We start from the raw sequence: 15306 nt of genomic DNA on the forward strand, positions 1-15306 counted from the left end.
GTTATTGCGACGTTAATTGGATATAGCACCTATAGCTTTGTAAAATTATTTTCGTGAGAAAGACGTTTATTTACATAACGCGATATTAATTTAATCGCCCCGAAAATATTATCTATTTTCTGTTATTAATTCGCAGAATAACGGTGGCCTTTTACCCAATTTTGCCAGCGGGGATGATATTGCTTTACGTTTCAGGATGCCGGACAATGACATTTTTAACTGACGATTAACATTACGATGAAACACCCGTTAGAATCGCTGCTCACCGCAGGGGGCATTTTGCTGATGGCCCTGCTCTCCTGCCTGCTGTTACCCGCGCCGTCGCTGGGTCTGGTGCTGGCGCAGAAGCTGGTTCAGACCTTTCATATGGTCGATCTGAATCAGCTGTACACCATTCTGTTCTGTCTGTGGTTTTTGGTGCTCGGCGCCATCGAATTCTTTATCCTGCGTTTCATCTGGCGCCGCTGGTTTTCACTGGCGTCGTAAGCCAGTGAGATCGCGCATCCCGTGGATCAGCGCTTCACACCAGGCCGCGAAGTCGTGGCCGCTGGATGAGGGGTGGAAGCTGACGCGATAGCCTTTTTTCCTCAGCACCTGTTCAAAATCCTGCGTGGTGCGATAGATGCCGCCGCCCGGCCCCGCGGTTTCAAACTTCCCGGCCTGTAACCAGAAGCGCACCGGATACGGTGGAGACTGTTGGTACTGACGCGTCAGCCAGCCGGGGGCGTCACCTTCTGGCGCCCACCAGTATGAACCGGAAAGGCTCAGCACGTTGCCAAACAGGCGCGGATAGCGCAGCGCCACCCATGAAGAGGCAATTCCCCCGTAGCTTGATCCTGCCAGTACGGTTTTCTGCCGCTGCTTGCCGATGCCCTTCCCCCGCAGCCACGGCAGCAGCTCGTGCGCCATAAAGTCAGCAAAATCCGGGTTTGGTGGCAGCTCGTTGCCGCGACGGGCGTGATCGAGGCTGTCGATAAACACCACGTTAATCGGAGGCAGGTGATGTCGGGCAATCAGACCGTCCAGCACGTTGGCAAAATGGTATTCGTCCTGATAAACCTGTCCGTCGAAAAGGATGAGCGTCCAGCGTGCAGGCTGTGCGCCGCGCGGTTGGTAGATCATCACGTCGCGGGCATTGCCGAGGATGTTGCTGCTCAGCCTCTGGCGGCTCAACGTCCCGTGTAACAGCGGCTGTGCCGTAGCCCGAACGGAGCAGTAGCGCGCCGGGCTGAGATCGAGCAGAGAATAGCGATTCCAGCGATCGGTCTTCTGCTCCCCAAAGCTATTCGGGTTAAGCGGATCGGCCTGCGCGCTTACCAGGATGGCGCGGCGTTGATCGCGGGCAGAGCCTTCAACGATCGGCACATCGGGGGCGAGCTTGTACTGCATCACCGTATCAGCGGGGACCACGTAGCTGCGGAACCAGACGTCGCTGTTGCCCAGACGGAACAGCGGATCGTGATCCCCCGCCGGAGAGCCGAGAATGAAGACGTTATCCCGCGCGCCGCGCCACAGAAAGGTCACCCGCTTATGGCTCGCATCTACCGGCTCCACCATCGGCGTTCCCTGTCGACGCTGCGCCTGCCAGAACGCCTCGGTACTTCCACCGGCAGAAATGACGTTTGCCAGCGCCTTCAGCGTCGGGCTTTCTGGCGCCAGCATCTGCACGCGTGGTAACGGAGAGGTCTCTTTCATCCGCCACTGAAAACGCCACGGCTTGCCAGCTTCGCCGTGTAGCACCAGCGAGGTGTTCTGTTTCACCGGCAGGGCAAACAGCAGCGTGTGTTCCCCGTCCGCAGGACCGTTTTCGATCAGCGTGCGGATGCGACGGTTTTGCCCATCCAGCAGGCGCGCATCCGTCACGCCATGCAGCGTGGCGGAAACGTAATTTTCATCCAGCTCGGGCAGGGAGAAGCAGACTTCGCCGCTGGCATCAAACTTTCCCTGAACATCGCCCTGCCGGGACGACTGCTCGCACGTTGCCGCCACGGCGGGCAGCGCGCCGATCCCCAACAGCAACCCACTCCATACCCTCTTCATTACCGCTTGTTCCCCAACGAAATTTGTTAACAACGCTAATGCAAATGGTAATAATTTGCAATATCATCAGCGGCGTTTTACCGGTGTTTTTATGGCGATAGCAACCAAGGACGTTCAATAAAAATGTTTAAAAATAATAAGATAATGCAGCTCTGGCTGCTGAGTCTGGCGACGACCAGCGTCGCGGCTCAGGCAGAAACGAAAGAAGAAACGATTACAGTGACGCAGGGCGTGATTGAAGAGCCCACTGCGCCCGTAAAAGGCATTGTGGCGACGAAAACGCTCTCCGCCACCAAGACCAGCGCGGAGATCGTGAAGACGCCGCAGTCGGTATCGGTGATCACCCGCGATCAGATGAACATGCAGGACGTCACCTCCGTTTCGCAGGCGCTGCGCTACTCGGCGGGCGTGTTTACCGAGTACCGTGGCTCGTCTAACCGTAACGACGAGGTGTTTGTGCGCGGCTTTAGCTACGTGCCGAAATTCCTCGACGGCTTAAGCTTTGGCGCAACGGCTTCCTCACAGACGGGCACAGTTGACCCGTGGCTGCTTGAGCGCGTGGAGCTGGTGCGCGGCCCGGCGTCGGTGCTGTTTGGACAGGTGAATCCGGGCGGATTAATCAGCATGACCAGCAAGCGCCCGACGGCGGAGGCCATTCACAACGTGCAGTTCCGCACCGGCAATCACGATCTCGCCGAAGGTGCGTTTGATTTCGGCGGCAGGCTGAGCGACGACGGCCGCGTGCTGTATCGCGTGAACGGTATCGCCCGTACGCAGCATAATCAGGTGGACGATTATAAAGAGACGCGGATGGCGATCGCCCCGGCGATCACCTGGTACCCGAACGATCAGACCCGCTTTACGCTGCTGACCAGCTACCAGAAAGATCCGGATGCCGGATACCGCAATTTCCTGCCCGCCTACGGCACGGTGAAAAGCGTCGACGGGAAATACATCCCGCGCGACTTTAACGTCAGCGATCCGAATTACAATCAGTCCTGGCGCGAGCAGACGATGATTGGCTACGAGCTGGAACACCAGTTCGCCGACAACCTCACCTTCCGCCAGAACGCCCGTTACGCCACCATCAAGCAGAAATATCGTTATCTGGTTTACGCCAACAGCGCGGCCAACAGCACGGTGTTGACCCGTCGCGCCCAGCATGAAGAGCGCACGACCAACGAATTTGGCCTTGATAACCAGCTGGAATATCTGCTGGAGACCGGAAGCGTCAGCCACACCCTGCTCGGCGGATTTGATTACAAGACCAGTAAGGATAAACAGCTGCTGGCGCGCGGGAGCGGCTCACAGTATGACCTCGACTGGACAAACCCGGTTTACGGCGTGAACGTGGATGAAAGCACCTTCAAAACGGCGTCCGACGAGCAGCAAAATCTCGACCAGATGGGCCTGTATCTTCAGGATCAGATGAGCTGGAACAACTGGGAGTGGCTGGTTTCCGGGCGCTACGACTGGAGCGAAGTGCGTACCAACGACTTCACCGACAACAGCTTAACCCAGCAGAACGACAACAAATTTACCTGGCGCACTGGCCTGCTGTACGCGTTTGATTCTGGCCTGTCGCCGTACATCAGCTATAGCACCTCGTTTGAACCGAACCTGCAAACCAACCGTGCGCCGGGCGTCGCGCCATTCAGGCCCACTACCGGGGAGCAGACCGAGATTGGCCTGAAATATCAGCCGGTCGACACCACGCTGATGACCCTGGCGCTGTACGATTTGACTCAGGACAACGTAGCGACCTATAACAGCGCTGAAGGCTGGTTCGAAAATGCGGGCAAGGTGCGTTCGAAAGGCGCTGAAGCGGAAATCCACGCCACGCTGATGGATAACATCAACCTGATTGGCTCCTACACTTACACCGATGCAAAAACCGAAAGCACCACGGTGGCGGGAACTGAAGGCAAAACGCCTGCGCGCATTCCAGCGCATATGGCATCGGCGTTCGCCAGCTATACCGTTCCGGGCGGAGCGCTGAAGAGCCTGACCGCTGGCGTGGGGATGCGCTACATCGGCACCAGCTACGGCGATGCGAAGAACACCTTCAAGGTGCCATCGGTGGATCTGTATGACGCGATGCTGCGCTACGATCTGGGCGAGATGAACCGCAGCCTGAAAGGGGCAAGCGTGCAGTTCAACGTCAATAACGTGGCAGACACGAAGTATGTGGCGTCATGCGCAAGCGATACGGCGTGCTTCTACGGGATTGGCCGGACGGTGACGGCAACGGTGAATTATCGGTGGTAAGTGATTTGTAGGCCCGGTAAGCGCAGCGCCACCGGGCAACTTAGGGCACCGGGCCCACAAAAAAGCCGGGTGGCGGCTACGCCTTACCCGGCCTACACGCGACATGTTAATGTGTCTGGCTATGGTTCTCTTTACGGTACGCACCCGGCGGCTGGTTGAAGGTGCGGGTAAAGATGCGGGTAAACGTCTGCTGCGAGTCAAACCCATAGCGCAGGCAGATGTCGTACACGCGCTCGTCTGACTCACGCAGATCGCGCGCCGCCATCAGCAGCTTGCGTTCGCGGATGTAGCGCCCCAGACTTTCGCCTTTGTACTGCATAAATAGCCGCTGTAAATGCCATTTTGAGTAACCCGCATGGCGGGCAATCTCTTCGATGCGTAACGGCTGATGTAGATTGTCATCAATCCATTCGACAATCGTATCAATGACCTGAGCGGAAATCGTCATACTGCTCTCCCCCTCTGCTTCTCGCTTAAACATTATTCCCACCACTCGCGAAATTGTTGCGTGGTATCACTTACCCGCACGGGCTCGCCCAGCTCCGGCGTCAGCAGCCGGTAGTTTTTATCCTTACTGGCTTTCGCCAGCTGGATCAGTGGATCGTTCCAGGTATGTTTCGCCAGCACAAAACGCCCGTTATGTCCCGGTACGACCGCTTTGGCATTGAGATCTGCCGAGGCCTGCGCCGTTTCCGCCGGATGCATATGGATGTACTTCCAGTCCTGGTCGTACTGGCCGTTTTCCATGATGGCTAAGTCAACTCCGCCAAACTGCTCGCCAATCGCTTTGAAGTGCGGGCCGTAACCGGAGTCTCCGCTGTAGTAGACCTTTCGCTCTGGGGCGACAAACATAAAGCTGCCCCACAGGGTCTGGTTACGCTTAATGCCGCGCCCGGAAAAATGGCGCGCCGGCAGAACGTGTACGGTCAGCGTATCGCTGATATGCACCGACTGGTTCCAGTCCCGCTCGTCGATAATCTCCGGGTTCATCCCCCAGTAGCGCAGATGCGACCCCACGCCCAGCGGGGTGACCACGCGCTTAACCTTCGGCAGCAGCGCCTTGATGGTGGCGTAATCCAGATGGTCATAGTGATCGTGGGAGATAATCAGCAGGTCGATCTCCGGCATGCTCTCCGCACGCCACGGGTACTCCCCCGCAAACGCTTTATTGAGGAACGAGAACGGTGCAGCGTAGCTACTCAGAACCGGATCGATCAGGATGCGTTTCCCCGCCAGCTGCATATACCAGGAGGAGTGGCCGAGCCACACCAGCGTGTCCTGTTCAGGCGACAGGCTCGCCAGATCGGTTTTCACCAGCGGCAGCGGCTGCGCAGGACGGGCATTTTCGGTTTTACGGGTAAGGAACTGCCACCACGCCACCAGCATATTTTGTTGCCCGGTAAAGCCCGGCGTAGGGAGCGTGTTATGGAATTGCCCGTCGCGATAGTGCGGAGAGGCTTCCACTTCAGAGAGCTGCGCACCCTGCGGTGGCTGGCCAAATCCGGCATTCAGTACAAACGGTAAACTGGCAGCTGAAGCAATAATCATGACTAACACCACGCAGATGAATAGAGGCTTTTTCATTTCCTGACCCGCCTACGCGCCCCATCCGATGGTTTGCGCGGGTGATACTTGATTATGAGTGAGTAAGCACTCATTATAGATAGGATGATTACGCCGTCAAGAAGGTTTTCGATCTTTGACATTCCGCGTTGCAGCGTATCAAGGCTCGTGTTTCAATCAGGGCTTTTACAATTGACGGGAGGAAAAATTTAGTGGCACGTCCGAAGAGTGAAGATAAAAAACAGGCCTTACTGGAAGCAGCAACGGCTGCGTTTGCGCAGTCAGGTATTGCCGCCTCAACGGCGTTAATTGCCCGTAATGCGGGCGTCGCTGAAGGGACACTGTTTCGCTACTTTGCTACCAAAGACGATCTGCTGAATGCACTCTACCTGCATCTGAAGCAGGATCTCTGCCAGACCATGCTGGCGAATCTCGATCGCACCATCACCGAGCCAAAAGAGCATACCCGCAATATCTGGAACAGCTATGTAGACTGGGGTATTCGTAACCCCCTGGCGCATGCGGCTATCCGCCAGATTGGCGTCAGTGAAAAGCTGAACGCCGAAACCGAGCAGGCGGTGAAAGACATGTTCCCGGAACTGCATGAACTGTGTCGTCGTTCGATCCGCCCGGTGTTTATGTCTGACGAGTTTAAGACCTTCGGTGATGCAATGTTCTTATCGCTGGCTGAAACCACCATGGAGTTTGCCGCGCGCGATCCGTCCCGTGCCGTCGATTTCAAAGCGCTGGGCTTTGAAGCCATGTGGCGCGGGCTTGCTGAGGAAGATAACCATGGACAGTAAATCCTTGCAGGAACATGCCAGACGCGTCGCGCTGGAGAGGCCTTTTACCGAACATTGCTGGCCGTTTGGCCCGGAGTATGACGTGTTTAAGGTGGGCGGGAAAATTTTTATGCTGATGGCGACCGCACACGGTCGGGCCCACGTCAGCCTGAAATCCGATCCGGAAAAATCGCTGCTCAATCAGCAGATCTACCGTGGCGTGGAGCCCGGTTACCATCTGAATAAAAAACACTGGATCTCACTTTATGGCACGGACGACATCACGCCTGAACTGGTCACCGACCTGATTACGGATTCGTGGAATCTGGTCGTTGATAAACTGCCGAAAAAAGATCAGAAGTGGATTCGGCCTGCCTGATTGTTCGTCTGAGACGAACAGAATAAGCGCTCGAATCGCACTTATCTTTTCCCGCTTCGCGCGGTAATCTGCTTTCCTTTCACGCCCGCCCGCGGGCGAATTTCATCACCAGGAGTTGTTATGGATATTATTTCTGTCGCCCTGAAACGCCACTCTACCAAGGCGTTCGACCCAGCCAAAAAACTGACCGCAGAAGAAGCGGAAAAAATCAAAACGCTGCTGCAATACAGCCCGTCCAGCACCAACTCCCAGCCGTGGCACTTTATTGTTGCCAGCACTGAAGAGGGTAAAGCGCGCGTGGCAAAATCCGCGGCGGGCACCTATGTGTTTAACGAACGCAAAATGCTGGATGCCTCTCACGTGGTGGTGTTCTGCGCGAAAACCGCGATGGACGATGCCTGGCTTGAGCGCGTTGTCGATCAGGAAGAGGCTGACGGCCGTTTCGCCACGCCAGAAGCAAAAGCCGCGAACCACAAAGGCCGCTGCTATTTTGCCGACATGCACCGCGTGGATCTGAAAGATGACGACCAGTGGATGGCGAAGCAGGTTTACCTGAACGTCGGCAACTTCCTGCTGGGCGTGGCCGCGATGGGCCTGGATGCGGTACCCATCGAAGGGTTTGACGCCGCGATCCTCGACGAAGAGTTTGGCCTGAAAGAGAAAGGCTTCACCAGCCTGGTGGTGGTCCCGGTCGGGCATCACAGCGTGGAAGATTTCAACGCCACGCTGCCGAAATCTCGCCTGCCGCTGAGCACGATTGTGACTGAATGCTAATTTCTACAGGCGCGCCCGTTACCGGCGTGCCTGTTTTCAATAGAGCGTAATCTGCGGGTGTTTAACCCCACACACCAGTGCATAACGCGTTAACGTATCAAGGCTCGCCCGGGTAATATTCGCTTCCATTCTTGATATGGTGGGTGCGCTGACGCCCATTCGCTCCGCCACCTGCGCGCGCGTCAGACCGGCCTGGTTTCGCCATTGCGCCAACATATCGCGCAAGCGCTCTTTTCGTTCTTCAGCATCAAAAGAGGCCTGTACCTCTGAATCGCTTAACAGCTCAGATCGGAGTTCATCCCAGTCAATAATCTTCTTGCTCATCCAACATCTCCTGTTGTCGCTTCAGTGCCAGACGGAGTTCAGCAGAGGGCGTTTTTTGCGTCTTCTTGATAAATATCCCCATCGCCGTCGGGTTAGCGAGAAATTTATCAAGCTGGCGGTCAGCTTCGCCTGTACTCCTGAAGGCAGAAAAAGGCCCCCTGATATTAGCATATAAGGCAATTTGCATTAAAGGCTAAGTCACGCGTTGATTCCCTGAAAGCCCCTCGCAAAAAACTTACTTCCCCTGCTCCGCCAGCCACGCCATCGCCTTCTCCCCTGCCTCATCCACGGGTAAATAGACCAGCAGCCGCGATCCGTTTCGCGGGGCGGAGTACCAGTACATCTGCTGGAGATGAAAATCCCCCAGCTCGGGATGGGTGAACAGCTTGAGCTGGTTCTCCACGCCGCGCACGTCGTTACGCTGGTGCCACAGGGTTTTGAACTCTTCGGACACCGCAAAAAAACGCGCCAGCTTCGCTTCCCAGAGCGGGTCGCCACGGTGCTCAGCCATGGCCGCGCGGAAGTAGGAGACGAAAATCGGCAGCACGTCGTCACGTTTGCCAAGCCGCGCGCGCCACGCCGGATGGGTGAGGAACAGGTAAATACAGTTGCGATCTTCCGGCGGGATGGCGTTGAAATCGACGCCCATCAGGTGGCCAAAGCTGTCGTTCCACGCCACGATGTCGAAATTCGGTTTCTGAATACTGGCAGGTTTCGGCATCAGGGTATCCAGCAGGCGACGCGTGCCTTCGCTGATCCCCTCGCAGCATACCGCCTGCGGGGCTTCACCCGGCGGCAAACCGGCGAGCACAAAAAGATGTCGGGCTTCGGTCGGGGTGCATTGCAGCGCTTTTGCAATGGCGGCCATCACCGCGCTGGACGGATTGACGTCCCGGCCCTGCTCCAGCCAGGTGTACCAGGTCACGCCGACATCCGCGAGCATCGCCACCTCCTCCCGGCGCAGGCCCGGCGTGCGGCGGCGGCCGCTGCGCGGTAAGCCGAGACGCTGCGGATCGAGGCTTTCGCGCCGGGCACGCAAAAACGCGCCCAGCTGCTTGCGGGTGTCATCCTGGAGAGAGGTGACAGGTTCAGACATCAGCGCCATAACATCTCCTGCATGGTAGTGCCAGTACCAGTATAAGCAAGAACTGGTACCCGTTTATCAGATGGTTGATGCTACGACTCTACGCTGTTTGACGCAATGGAGTCACCATGAATACGTCAGTTGTTTCACCGGGTCGTGCGGGCCTGATATTGCTGTTAACCGGCCAGATGCTGCCGTTGATTGATACCTCAATCACCAACGTGGCGCTGGATTCCATCACCCATTCGTTACACGCCACCGCCACCGAACTGGAGCTGATCGTCGCCCTCTACGGCGTGGCCTTTGCCGTCTGCCTGGCCCCCGGCAGCAAGCTGGGCGATAACCTTGGCCGCCGTCGCCTGTTTATGTGGGGCGTGGCGTGTTTTGGCCTGGCCTCGCTGCTGTGCGGCATGGCGGGCAATATCGAACAGTTACTTGGCGCGCGCATTATTCAGGGCGCGGGCGCCGCGCTGATCATGCCGCAAATTCTCGCGACGTTGCATGTGACGTTAAAAGGAACGGCACACGCCAGAGCGATCAGCCTGTTCGGGGGTATCGGCGGAATTGCGTTTATCGTCGGCCAGATGGGTGGCGGCTGGCTGGTATCGGCGGACATCGCCGGGCTGGGCTGGCGCAACGCCTTCTTTATCAACGTGCCGATTTGTCTGGTGGTGCTGGCGCTGAGCCGTCGCTACGTTCCGGAAACCCGCCGCGACACGCCGTCGCGCATTGACTGGACCGGGACTGTCCTGCTGACGGCAATACTGTGCTGTCTGCTGTTCCCGATGGCGCTCGGCCCGCAGTGGCACTGGTCGTGGCCGCTGAAGGCCGCACTGCTGGCGATTGTGCCGCTGGCCTGTTTGATGGTGCTGAACGCGCGCAAAAAAGAGCGTGAGAATGCCCATCCGCTCATCGCGCCGCGCCTGTTACAGCTGCGCAGCATCCGCTTTGGCGTGCTGATTGGGATACTCTTTTTCAGCGTCTGGTCCGGGTTTATGTTCTGCATGGCGCTGACCATGCAAAGCGGTCTGGGAATGGCGCCGTGGCAGTCCGGGAACAGCTTTATCGCGCTTGGCGTCACCTATTTTATTTCTGCCTGGTTCGCCCCACGCCTGATTGCCCGCTACAGCACCAGCGCCATCCTGCTGACCGGGCTTGCGATTCAGCTTGTCGGCCTGGTGGCGCTGATCGCCACGTTCCGTCACTGGGGAATGCAGAATACCGCGCTGACGCTGGCCCCGGCCACCGGGCTGGTGGGTTACGGGCAGGCGCTGATTGTAAACAGCTTCTACCGTATCGGGATGCGCGATATTCAGCCTGACGACGCGGGGGCCGCGAGCGCGATTTTAAGCACGCTGCAACAGGCTGCGCTGGGGCTTGGCCCGGCCATTTTCGGCGCGATTTTGCTGCACGGGCTGCAAAATCATCACGGAGATTATACCCAGGCGGTCAACGTCTTCCTGATGGTGGAAACGGCCATGATGGTGGTGCTGGCGCTGGTCACGCTGCGTATGCGTCATCGTCTGTGTTTACCGGTCGTCAAGGCCTGTCCGGCGACAAAATAAAACTGCCTGAATTTGCATAATAGATCCGCAGCCGCCATTATGGGGCTGCATCAATACAGGAGACGTTATGCAGGAATTAATTGCTCAGGTTGAAGAGTTAGGGATTGAAATTAATCACACCACCTCTTTAGTGATTATCTTTGGTATTATTTTTCTTACGGCCATTATCGTTCATTTTATTCTGCACAAAGTGGTGCTGCGCGCATTCGAGAAACGCGCCCAGGCCAGCAGTCATTTATGGTTGCAGATCATTACGCAGAACAAATTATTTCACCGTCTGGCGTTTACCCTCCAGGGGATAATCGTCAACGTTCAGGCGGTTCTGTGGCTGCAAAAAGGCAGCGAAGCGGCGGAATTACTCACCACCTGCGCGAAATTGTGGGTGATGGTTTATGCCCTGCTCTCCTTCTTCTCGTTGCTGGACGTGATTTTCAATCTGTCGCAGAAAATGGCAACCGCCTCGCAGCTGCCGCTGAAGGGGATATTCCAGGGCGTTAAGCTGGTGAGTGCCATTCTGGTGGGGATACTGATTATCTCCCTGCTGATCGGTCAGTCACCCGCCATTCTGATAAGCGGCCTGGGTGCGATGGCTGCCGTTCTGATGCTGGTCTTTAAAGACCCGATACTGGGCTTAGTGGCGGGCATTCAGCTCTCCGCCAACGACATGCTCAAGCTCGGCGACTGGCTGGAGATGCCGAAGTACGGCGCCAACGGCACGGTGACCGACATCGGCCTGACCACCGTTAAAGTGCGCAACTTCGATAACACCATCACCACCATCCCGACCTGGGCGCTGGTGTCCGATGCGTTCATCAACTGGAGCGGCATGTCCGCCTCCGGTGGCCGCCGCATCAAGCGTAGCCTGAATATCGATACCACCAGCATTCATTTCCTCGACGAGCAGGAGCAGCAGAAACTGATTCAGGCGAAACTGCTGAAGCCGTATCTGGCGGCGCGTCATGAGGAAATTAACCTGTGGAATCAGCAGAACGGCGAAGGGGAATCGGTATTAAACCTGCGCAAGATGACCAATATCGGCACCTTCCGTGCCTACCTGAATGAATATCTGCGTAACCACCCGCGCATTCGCAAAGATATGACGCTGATGGTGCGCCAGCTCGCGCCGGATGCCAACGGGCTGCCGATTGAAATATATGCCTTTACCAACACGGTGATCTGGGCGGAATACGAAGATATTCAGGCCGACATCTTCGATCATATTTTCGCGGTGGTAGATGAATTTGGCCTGCGTATTCACCAGTCGCCAACCGGAAACGATATTCGCTCGCTGGCTGGCGTCATCGCCAGATAATCAGGAGCTGGCGCGGGAAATAAAGCGCCAGTCCATCATGACCCTTTCCGTGGGCGCATCCGGGTTGTCGATCTTATTTAACAGCAGATTGACCGCCTTGCGCCCGATATCCCGCGACGGCTGTTCAATAGTGGTGAGTGAAATCATCTCCGCCAGCTCGGTGCCGTCAAAGCCGACCACCGCGATATCTTCTGGCACCCGCAGCCCTGCCTGCTGAATGGCGCGCAGCGCCCCCGCCGCCAGCGTATCGGAAACGGCAAACACCGCATCCGGCGGGTTTGCTTTTAACAGGTTTTGCATCGCCGCCATGCCCGCACCGGAGCTGAGCTCACTGGCGTACTCCACCGCCTGATAGTCCAGATCCCGCAGGTGTATGACGCTCTTATAGCCGCGCTCGCGCAGACGGGCATATTTGTAGCTGAGGTCGTGGTTGATGAGCGCAATGCGTTTGCGTCCCCCGTCGGCAAGCTGGCTGACAACGTGCTGGGAGGCATCAACATCATTAATCCCCACGCAGGAGACCGCGCCCGCATCGGCGTATTCAGCGCACTGCACCCACGGCGCGTTGCCAATCAGCGCGGCCAGCTCCGGCAGTTTCGAGAACGCATCCATGGTGATAATGCCGTCGACGATTTTGCCGGAGAGCAGGCTTAAGCCCGAGCGGGAGCGCTCAATATCCGAGCCGGAGTTGCACAGCAGAATGCGATAGCCGTTTTTTTCTGCCTCGGCTTCAATGCCCTTCACCACTTCGGCGCAGAACGGGTTGGCGATGTTCGAGACCATCACCAGGATCATATAGCTGCGGGCAGTGCGCAGCTGACGCGCCAGCAGATTGGGCTGATAGTTACTCTCCTGGATCGCCTGCAAAACGCGCTCGCGGTTTTTCGCCTTCACGGTATCGCTGTTATTCAGTACGCGGGAGACCGTTGCCACGGATACCCCGGCCAGTTGAGCGATTTTCTGAATTGACATAGCGACGATACATCCTGCGGTTAGCGTTTTGTGCAGGCTACCATAAATTGATTGCCCGGCGAACCGGGCAATGCGTCAGTATTCCACGCGCACCCAGCGCTGCTGCTGATGACTTTTCATAATTGCATCAATGATATACATCACACAGGCGCCATCGTGGAAGGTGGCAAACTGCGGATTATCCGGCATCGCGCCCGCCTGCACGGCACGGTAAAACTGCGCCATCATATTTTTAAAGGCATCCGGCCAGCCTTCAATGTGCCCGCCGGGGAAGTGGGCGCTGTCGGCCACGTCACGGTTCATCAGGCCCGGATCGTCGCTGAGTATCTGGTTTGCCCGGGCGCGATGGCCGACCCACAGCTGCTGCGGGATTTCCTGATCCCACGCCACCGACTGCCCGCTACCGTTAATTTCAAAGGTCAGGCGATTTTTTCGCCCCGCGCTCACCTGCGAGACGCTAAAGCTGCCCTTGCTGCCGTCGTCAAAGCGGAACAGCACCGAGCCAAAGTCTTCGGTGGTGACCGGTTTGTCTTCATACTCCGCCTGTTCGTCATGGGTGAAGGTCTGATGACCGCCCGCGCTGGCCTTGCGCGTTGGCCAGACGGTGGATAAATCAGCCATCACCTCGGTAATGCGCCTGCCGGTCACATACTGTACCGTATCGCACCAGTGGGAGCCGATATCCGCCACCGCCCGTGACGCGCCGCCGAGCGCGGCATCCACCCGCCAGTTGTAGTCGGTTTCCAGCAGCATCCAGTCCTGTAAATAGCTGCCGTGCGAAGCAAACAGCCGTCCGAGGGTGCCCGCGCGCATCATGCTCGCCGCCTGGCGCACCATCGCAAACTGGCGATAGACAAAACTCACGCCATGCACCACGCCTGCCTGCTCCGCCAGCGCCACCAGCTCGCGCGCCTCGTCCGGCGTCATGCACAGCGGCTTTTCGGAAAACACGTGCTTGCCCGCGCGCAGGATCTGGCAGTTAATCTCCGCGTGCAGGTGGTTCGGCGTGCAGTTGTGCACCGCGTGCAGATTAGGGAGCGCGAGCAGTTCCTCCACGCTGGCACAGGCGTGCGGCACATTGAGCTGGCGCGATTTTTCCTGCGCCTTAACGATCGAGCCGTCACAGAGCGCGACCACCTGCACAAACCCGAGACGCCTGAGCGCCTCGATATGGGCCGGGCCAATAAACCCGCTGCCGATAATCCCGACGTTAATCATGGCTGCCCCCTGCGGCGAAATCATCAAACGCCCGTCCGGAAACCGGGATGATATGACGGCGGATAAATTCACTGCCCTCACTCGCGCCGGTATCGCCATCCTTCAGGCAGCACTCCCACTCCAGCACCGCCCAGCCGTCGTAGTCGTACTGGGTCAGCTTGCTGAAAATGCCCTTAAAGTCGATCTGTCCGTCGCCGGGCGAGCGGAAGCGTCCGGCGCGGTTGATCCACGGCTGGTAGCCGCCGTAGACGCCGCTGCGCCCGCTGGGGCGGAACTCGGCGTCCTTCACGTGGAACGCTTTAATGCGCGCATGGTAGATATCAATAAAGGTCAGATAGTCCATCTGCTGGAGCAGCATATGGCTTGGATCGTAGAGAATATTACAGCGCGGATGGTTATCGACCAGCGCCAGAAAACGCTCGAAGGTTACGCCGTCGTGCAGATCTTCCCCCGGATGCAGCTCAAAGCAGACATCCACGCCCTGCTCGTCGAAGGTATCCAGAATCGGCCGCCAGCGGGCTGCCAGCTCCCCGAATGCATTCTGAAAACGCTGCTCGTTGTGCGGCGGCCACGGGTAGAAAAACGGCCAGGCCAGCGATCCGGAGAAGGTGGCGTGTGCTTTCAGGCCTAATCGGGCCGAGGCGACCGCCGCCTGCTTCAGCTTTTCCGTCGCCCACGCCTGACGCGCCGCCTCGTTACCCCGCACGGAAGCAGGGGCGAAGTGGTCAAACGCCTCGCTGTAAACCGGGTTTACCGCCACAAGCTGCCCTTCCAGATGGGTCGACAGCTCGCTGATGACCAGCCCGTGCGCGGCCAGCTTGCCCGCGATTTCATCGCAGTAGGCCTGACTCTCTGCGGCTTTCTCCACATCAAAGATATGCGGATGGTTGCAGGGGATCTGCACCGCTTTGTAACCCTTCCCCGCCGCCCATCCTGCCAGCCCGTCGAGCGTGTTGAAGGGCGCTTCCCCGCCAATAAACTGCGACAGAAAAATGCCCGGTCCTTTCATTGTCCTCATACCACCT

At 57.6% G+C, this 15306-nt stretch carries 16 protein-coding genes; 7 read left to right on the plus strand and 9 right to left on the minus strand.

From position 1 onward, the window contains the following. Window positions 1-237: 237 nt before the first annotated feature. Window positions 238-486: a DUF1158 domain-containing protein gene (locus SK54_RS17840; protein WP_003858875.1), complete on the plus strand. Its 249-nt coding sequence runs from the start codon at window positions 238-240 to the stop codon at window positions 484-486. On the opposite strand, the gene SK54_RS17845 is transcribed toward SK54_RS17840, so the two are convergent. Continuing rightward, entirely contained in the window at window positions 472-2040 is a 1569-nt protein-coding gene (locus SK54_RS17845; protein WP_048247703.1) for an alpha/beta hydrolase-fold protein, read from the minus strand. The genes SK54_RS17840 and SK54_RS17845 overlap by 15 nt on opposite strands. Before the next feature lie 123 nt (window positions 2041-2163). Here SK54_RS17845 and SK54_RS17850 point away from each other — a divergent pair, with 123 nt between their 5' ends. Continuing rightward, on the plus strand, window positions 2164-4308 hold the full coding sequence (locus SK54_RS17850) for a TonB-dependent siderophore receptor (RefSeq protein WP_048247705.1): 2145 nt from the start codon (window positions 2164-2166) through the stop codon (window positions 4306-4308). Between the two features lie 106 nt (window positions 4309-4414). Here SK54_RS17850 and SK54_RS17855 read toward each other — a convergent pair whose 3' ends face one another. Further along, the gene (locus SK54_RS17855; protein WP_017694370.1) at window positions 4415-4756 is read right to left on the minus strand and encodes a RamA family antibiotic efflux transcriptional regulator; all 342 of its coding nucleotides are present in this window, start codon (window positions 4754-4756) and stop codon (window positions 4415-4417) included. A gap of 32 nt (window positions 4757-4788) precedes the next feature. Then, entirely contained in the window at window positions 4789-5892 is a 1104-nt protein-coding gene (locus tag SK54_RS17860; RefSeq protein WP_048247707.1) for a RomA family MBL fold metallo-hydrolase, read from the minus strand. 191 nt (window positions 5893-6083) lie between these two features. Between SK54_RS17860 and SK54_RS17865 the strand changes: the two genes are divergently transcribed. The 3 genes from SK54_RS17865 (at window position 6084) to nfsB (ending at window position 7806) form a co-directional block, all read left to right on the plus strand. Then, entirely contained in the window at window positions 6084-6674 is a 591-nt protein-coding gene (locus tag SK54_RS17865; protein WP_003858882.1) for a TetR/AcrR family transcriptional regulator, read from the plus strand. Next, the gene (locus tag SK54_RS17870) at window positions 6664-7032 is read left to right on the plus strand and encodes an MmcQ/YjbR family DNA-binding protein (RefSeq protein WP_017382552.1); all 369 of its coding nucleotides are present in this window, start codon (window positions 6664-6666) and stop codon (window positions 7030-7032) included. The genes SK54_RS17865 and SK54_RS17870 overlap by 11 nt, the downstream gene beginning before the upstream one ends. 120 nt (window positions 7033-7152) lie before the next feature. Next, the gene (gene nfsB, locus SK54_RS17875) at window positions 7153-7806 is read left to right on the plus strand and encodes an oxygen-insensitive NAD(P)H nitroreductase (RefSeq protein WP_003858884.1); all 654 of its coding nucleotides are present in this window, start codon (window positions 7153-7155) and stop codon (window positions 7804-7806) included. A gap of 36 nt (window positions 7807-7842) precedes the next feature. Here the strand turns inward: nfsB and SK54_RS17880 are convergent, their stop codons facing one another. From SK54_RS17880 to SK54_RS17890, 3 genes are read right to left on the minus strand one after another with little or no spacing between them, the layout of a single operon-like run. Continuing rightward, window positions 7843-8130 (minus strand): helix-turn-helix domain-containing protein, encoded by a 288-nt coding sequence (locus SK54_RS17880; RefSeq protein WP_048247709.1) that lies wholly within the window; start codon window positions 8128-8130, stop codon window positions 7843-7845. Then, window positions 8111-8317 carry a type II toxin-antitoxin system RelE/ParE family toxin gene (locus SK54_RS17885; protein WP_048247711.1) on the minus strand — a complete coding sequence of 69 codons (207 nt, stop codon included), beginning with the start codon at window positions 8315-8317 and terminating at the stop codon, window positions 8111-8113. The genes SK54_RS17880 and SK54_RS17885 overlap by 20 nt, the downstream gene beginning before the upstream one ends. A gap of 48 nt (window positions 8318-8365) precedes the next feature. Continuing rightward, window positions 8366-9235, minus strand: coding sequence for a helix-turn-helix transcriptional regulator (locus SK54_RS17890; RefSeq protein ID WP_045334174.1), 870 nt, complete (start codon window positions 9233-9235; stop codon window positions 8366-8368). 107 nt (window positions 9236-9342) lie between these two features. On the opposite strand from SK54_RS17890, the gene SK54_RS17895 reads away from it, so the two are divergent. Both SK54_RS17895 and SK54_RS17900 read left to right on the plus strand, forming a co-directional pair. Further along, on the plus strand, window positions 9343-10779 hold the full coding sequence (locus SK54_RS17895; RefSeq protein ID WP_039271415.1) for an MFS transporter: 1437 nt from the start codon (window positions 9343-9345) through the stop codon (window positions 10777-10779). A gap of 67 nt (window positions 10780-10846) precedes the next feature. Next, window positions 10847-12091, plus strand: coding sequence for a mechanosensitive ion channel family protein (locus SK54_RS17900; RefSeq protein WP_015571212.1), 1245 nt, complete (start codon window positions 10847-10849; stop codon window positions 12089-12091). On the opposite strand, the gene SK54_RS17905 is transcribed toward SK54_RS17900, so the two are convergent. The 3 genes from SK54_RS17905 to SK54_RS17915 form a co-directional block, all read right to left on the minus strand. Further along, complete coding sequence (locus tag SK54_RS17905; protein ID WP_015571213.1) at window positions 12092-13063, minus strand: LacI family DNA-binding transcriptional regulator; 972 nt, start codon at window positions 13061-13063, stop codon at window positions 12092-12094. A gap of 75 nt (window positions 13064-13138) precedes the next feature. After that, window positions 13139-14281 carry a Gfo/Idh/MocA family protein gene (locus SK54_RS17910; protein ID WP_017694373.1) on the minus strand — a complete coding sequence of 381 codons (1143 nt, stop codon included), beginning with the start codon at window positions 14279-14281 and terminating at the stop codon, window positions 13139-13141. Beyond that, window positions 14274-15299, minus strand: a complete 1026-nt coding sequence (locus SK54_RS17915) for a sugar phosphate isomerase/epimerase family protein (protein WP_017694374.1) — start codon at window positions 15297-15299, stop codon at window positions 14274-14276. Before SK54_RS17915 ends, SK54_RS17910 begins: the two co-directional genes overlap by 8 nt. Window positions 15300-15306: the final 7 nt, after the last annotated feature.

This window comes from Enterobacter sp. MGH120 (assembly GCF_001037725.1).
GTDB classification, from domain to species: Bacteria; Pseudomonadota; Gammaproteobacteria; order Enterobacterales; family Enterobacteriaceae; genus Enterobacter; species Enterobacter hormaechei_C.

Coding starts and splice junctions, on each gene's coding strand:
- SK54_RS17840 (WP_003858875.1), top strand. CDS start 238: ATGAAACACCCGTTAGAATCGCTGCTCACCGCAGGGGGCATTTTGCTG.
- SK54_RS17845 (WP_048247703.1), bottom strand. CDS start 2,040: ATGAAGAGGGTATGGAGTGGGTTGCTGTTGGGGATCGGCGCGCTGCCC.
- SK54_RS17850 (WP_048247705.1), top strand. CDS start 2,164: ATGTTTAAAAATAATAAGATAATGCAGCTCTGGCTGCTGAGTCTGGCG.
- SK54_RS17855 (WP_017694370.1), bottom strand. CDS start 4,756: ATGACGATTTCCGCTCAGGTCATTGATACGATTGTCGAATGGATTGAT.
- SK54_RS17860 (WP_048247707.1), bottom strand. CDS start 5,892: ATGAAAAAGCCTCTATTCATCTGCGTGGTGTTAGTCATGATTATTGCT.
- SK54_RS17870 (WP_017382552.1), top strand. CDS start 6,664: ATGGACAGTAAATCCTTGCAGGAACATGCCAGACGCGTCGCGCTGGAG.
- nfsB (WP_003858884.1), top strand. CDS start 7,153: ATGGATATTATTTCTGTCGCCCTGAAACGCCACTCTACCAAGGCGTTC.
- SK54_RS17880 (WP_048247709.1), bottom strand. CDS start 8,130: ATGAGCAAGAAGATTATTGACTGGGATGAACTCCGATCTGAGCTGTTA.
- SK54_RS17885 (WP_048247711.1), bottom strand. CDS start 8,317: ATGCAAATTGCCTTATATGCTAATATCAGGGGGCCTTTTTCTGCCTTC.
- SK54_RS17890 (WP_045334174.1), bottom strand. CDS start 9,235: ATGGCGCTGATGTCTGAACCTGTCACCTCTCTCCAGGATGACACCCGC.
- SK54_RS17895 (WP_039271415.1), top strand. CDS start 9,343: ATGAATACGTCAGTTGTTTCACCGGGTCGTGCGGGCCTGATATTGCTG.
- SK54_RS17900 (WP_015571212.1), top strand. CDS start 10,847: ATGCAGGAATTAATTGCTCAGGTTGAAGAGTTAGGGATTGAAATTAAT.
- SK54_RS17905 (WP_015571213.1), bottom strand. CDS start 13,063: ATGTCAATTCAGAAAATCGCTCAACTGGCCGGGGTATCCGTGGCAACG.
- SK54_RS17910 (WP_017694373.1), bottom strand. CDS start 14,281: ATGATTAACGTCGGGATTATCGGCAGCGGGTTTATTGGCCCGGCCCAT.
- SK54_RS17915 (WP_017694374.1), bottom strand. CDS start 15,299: ATGAGGACAATGAAAGGACCGGGCATTTTTCTGTCGCAGTTTATTGGC.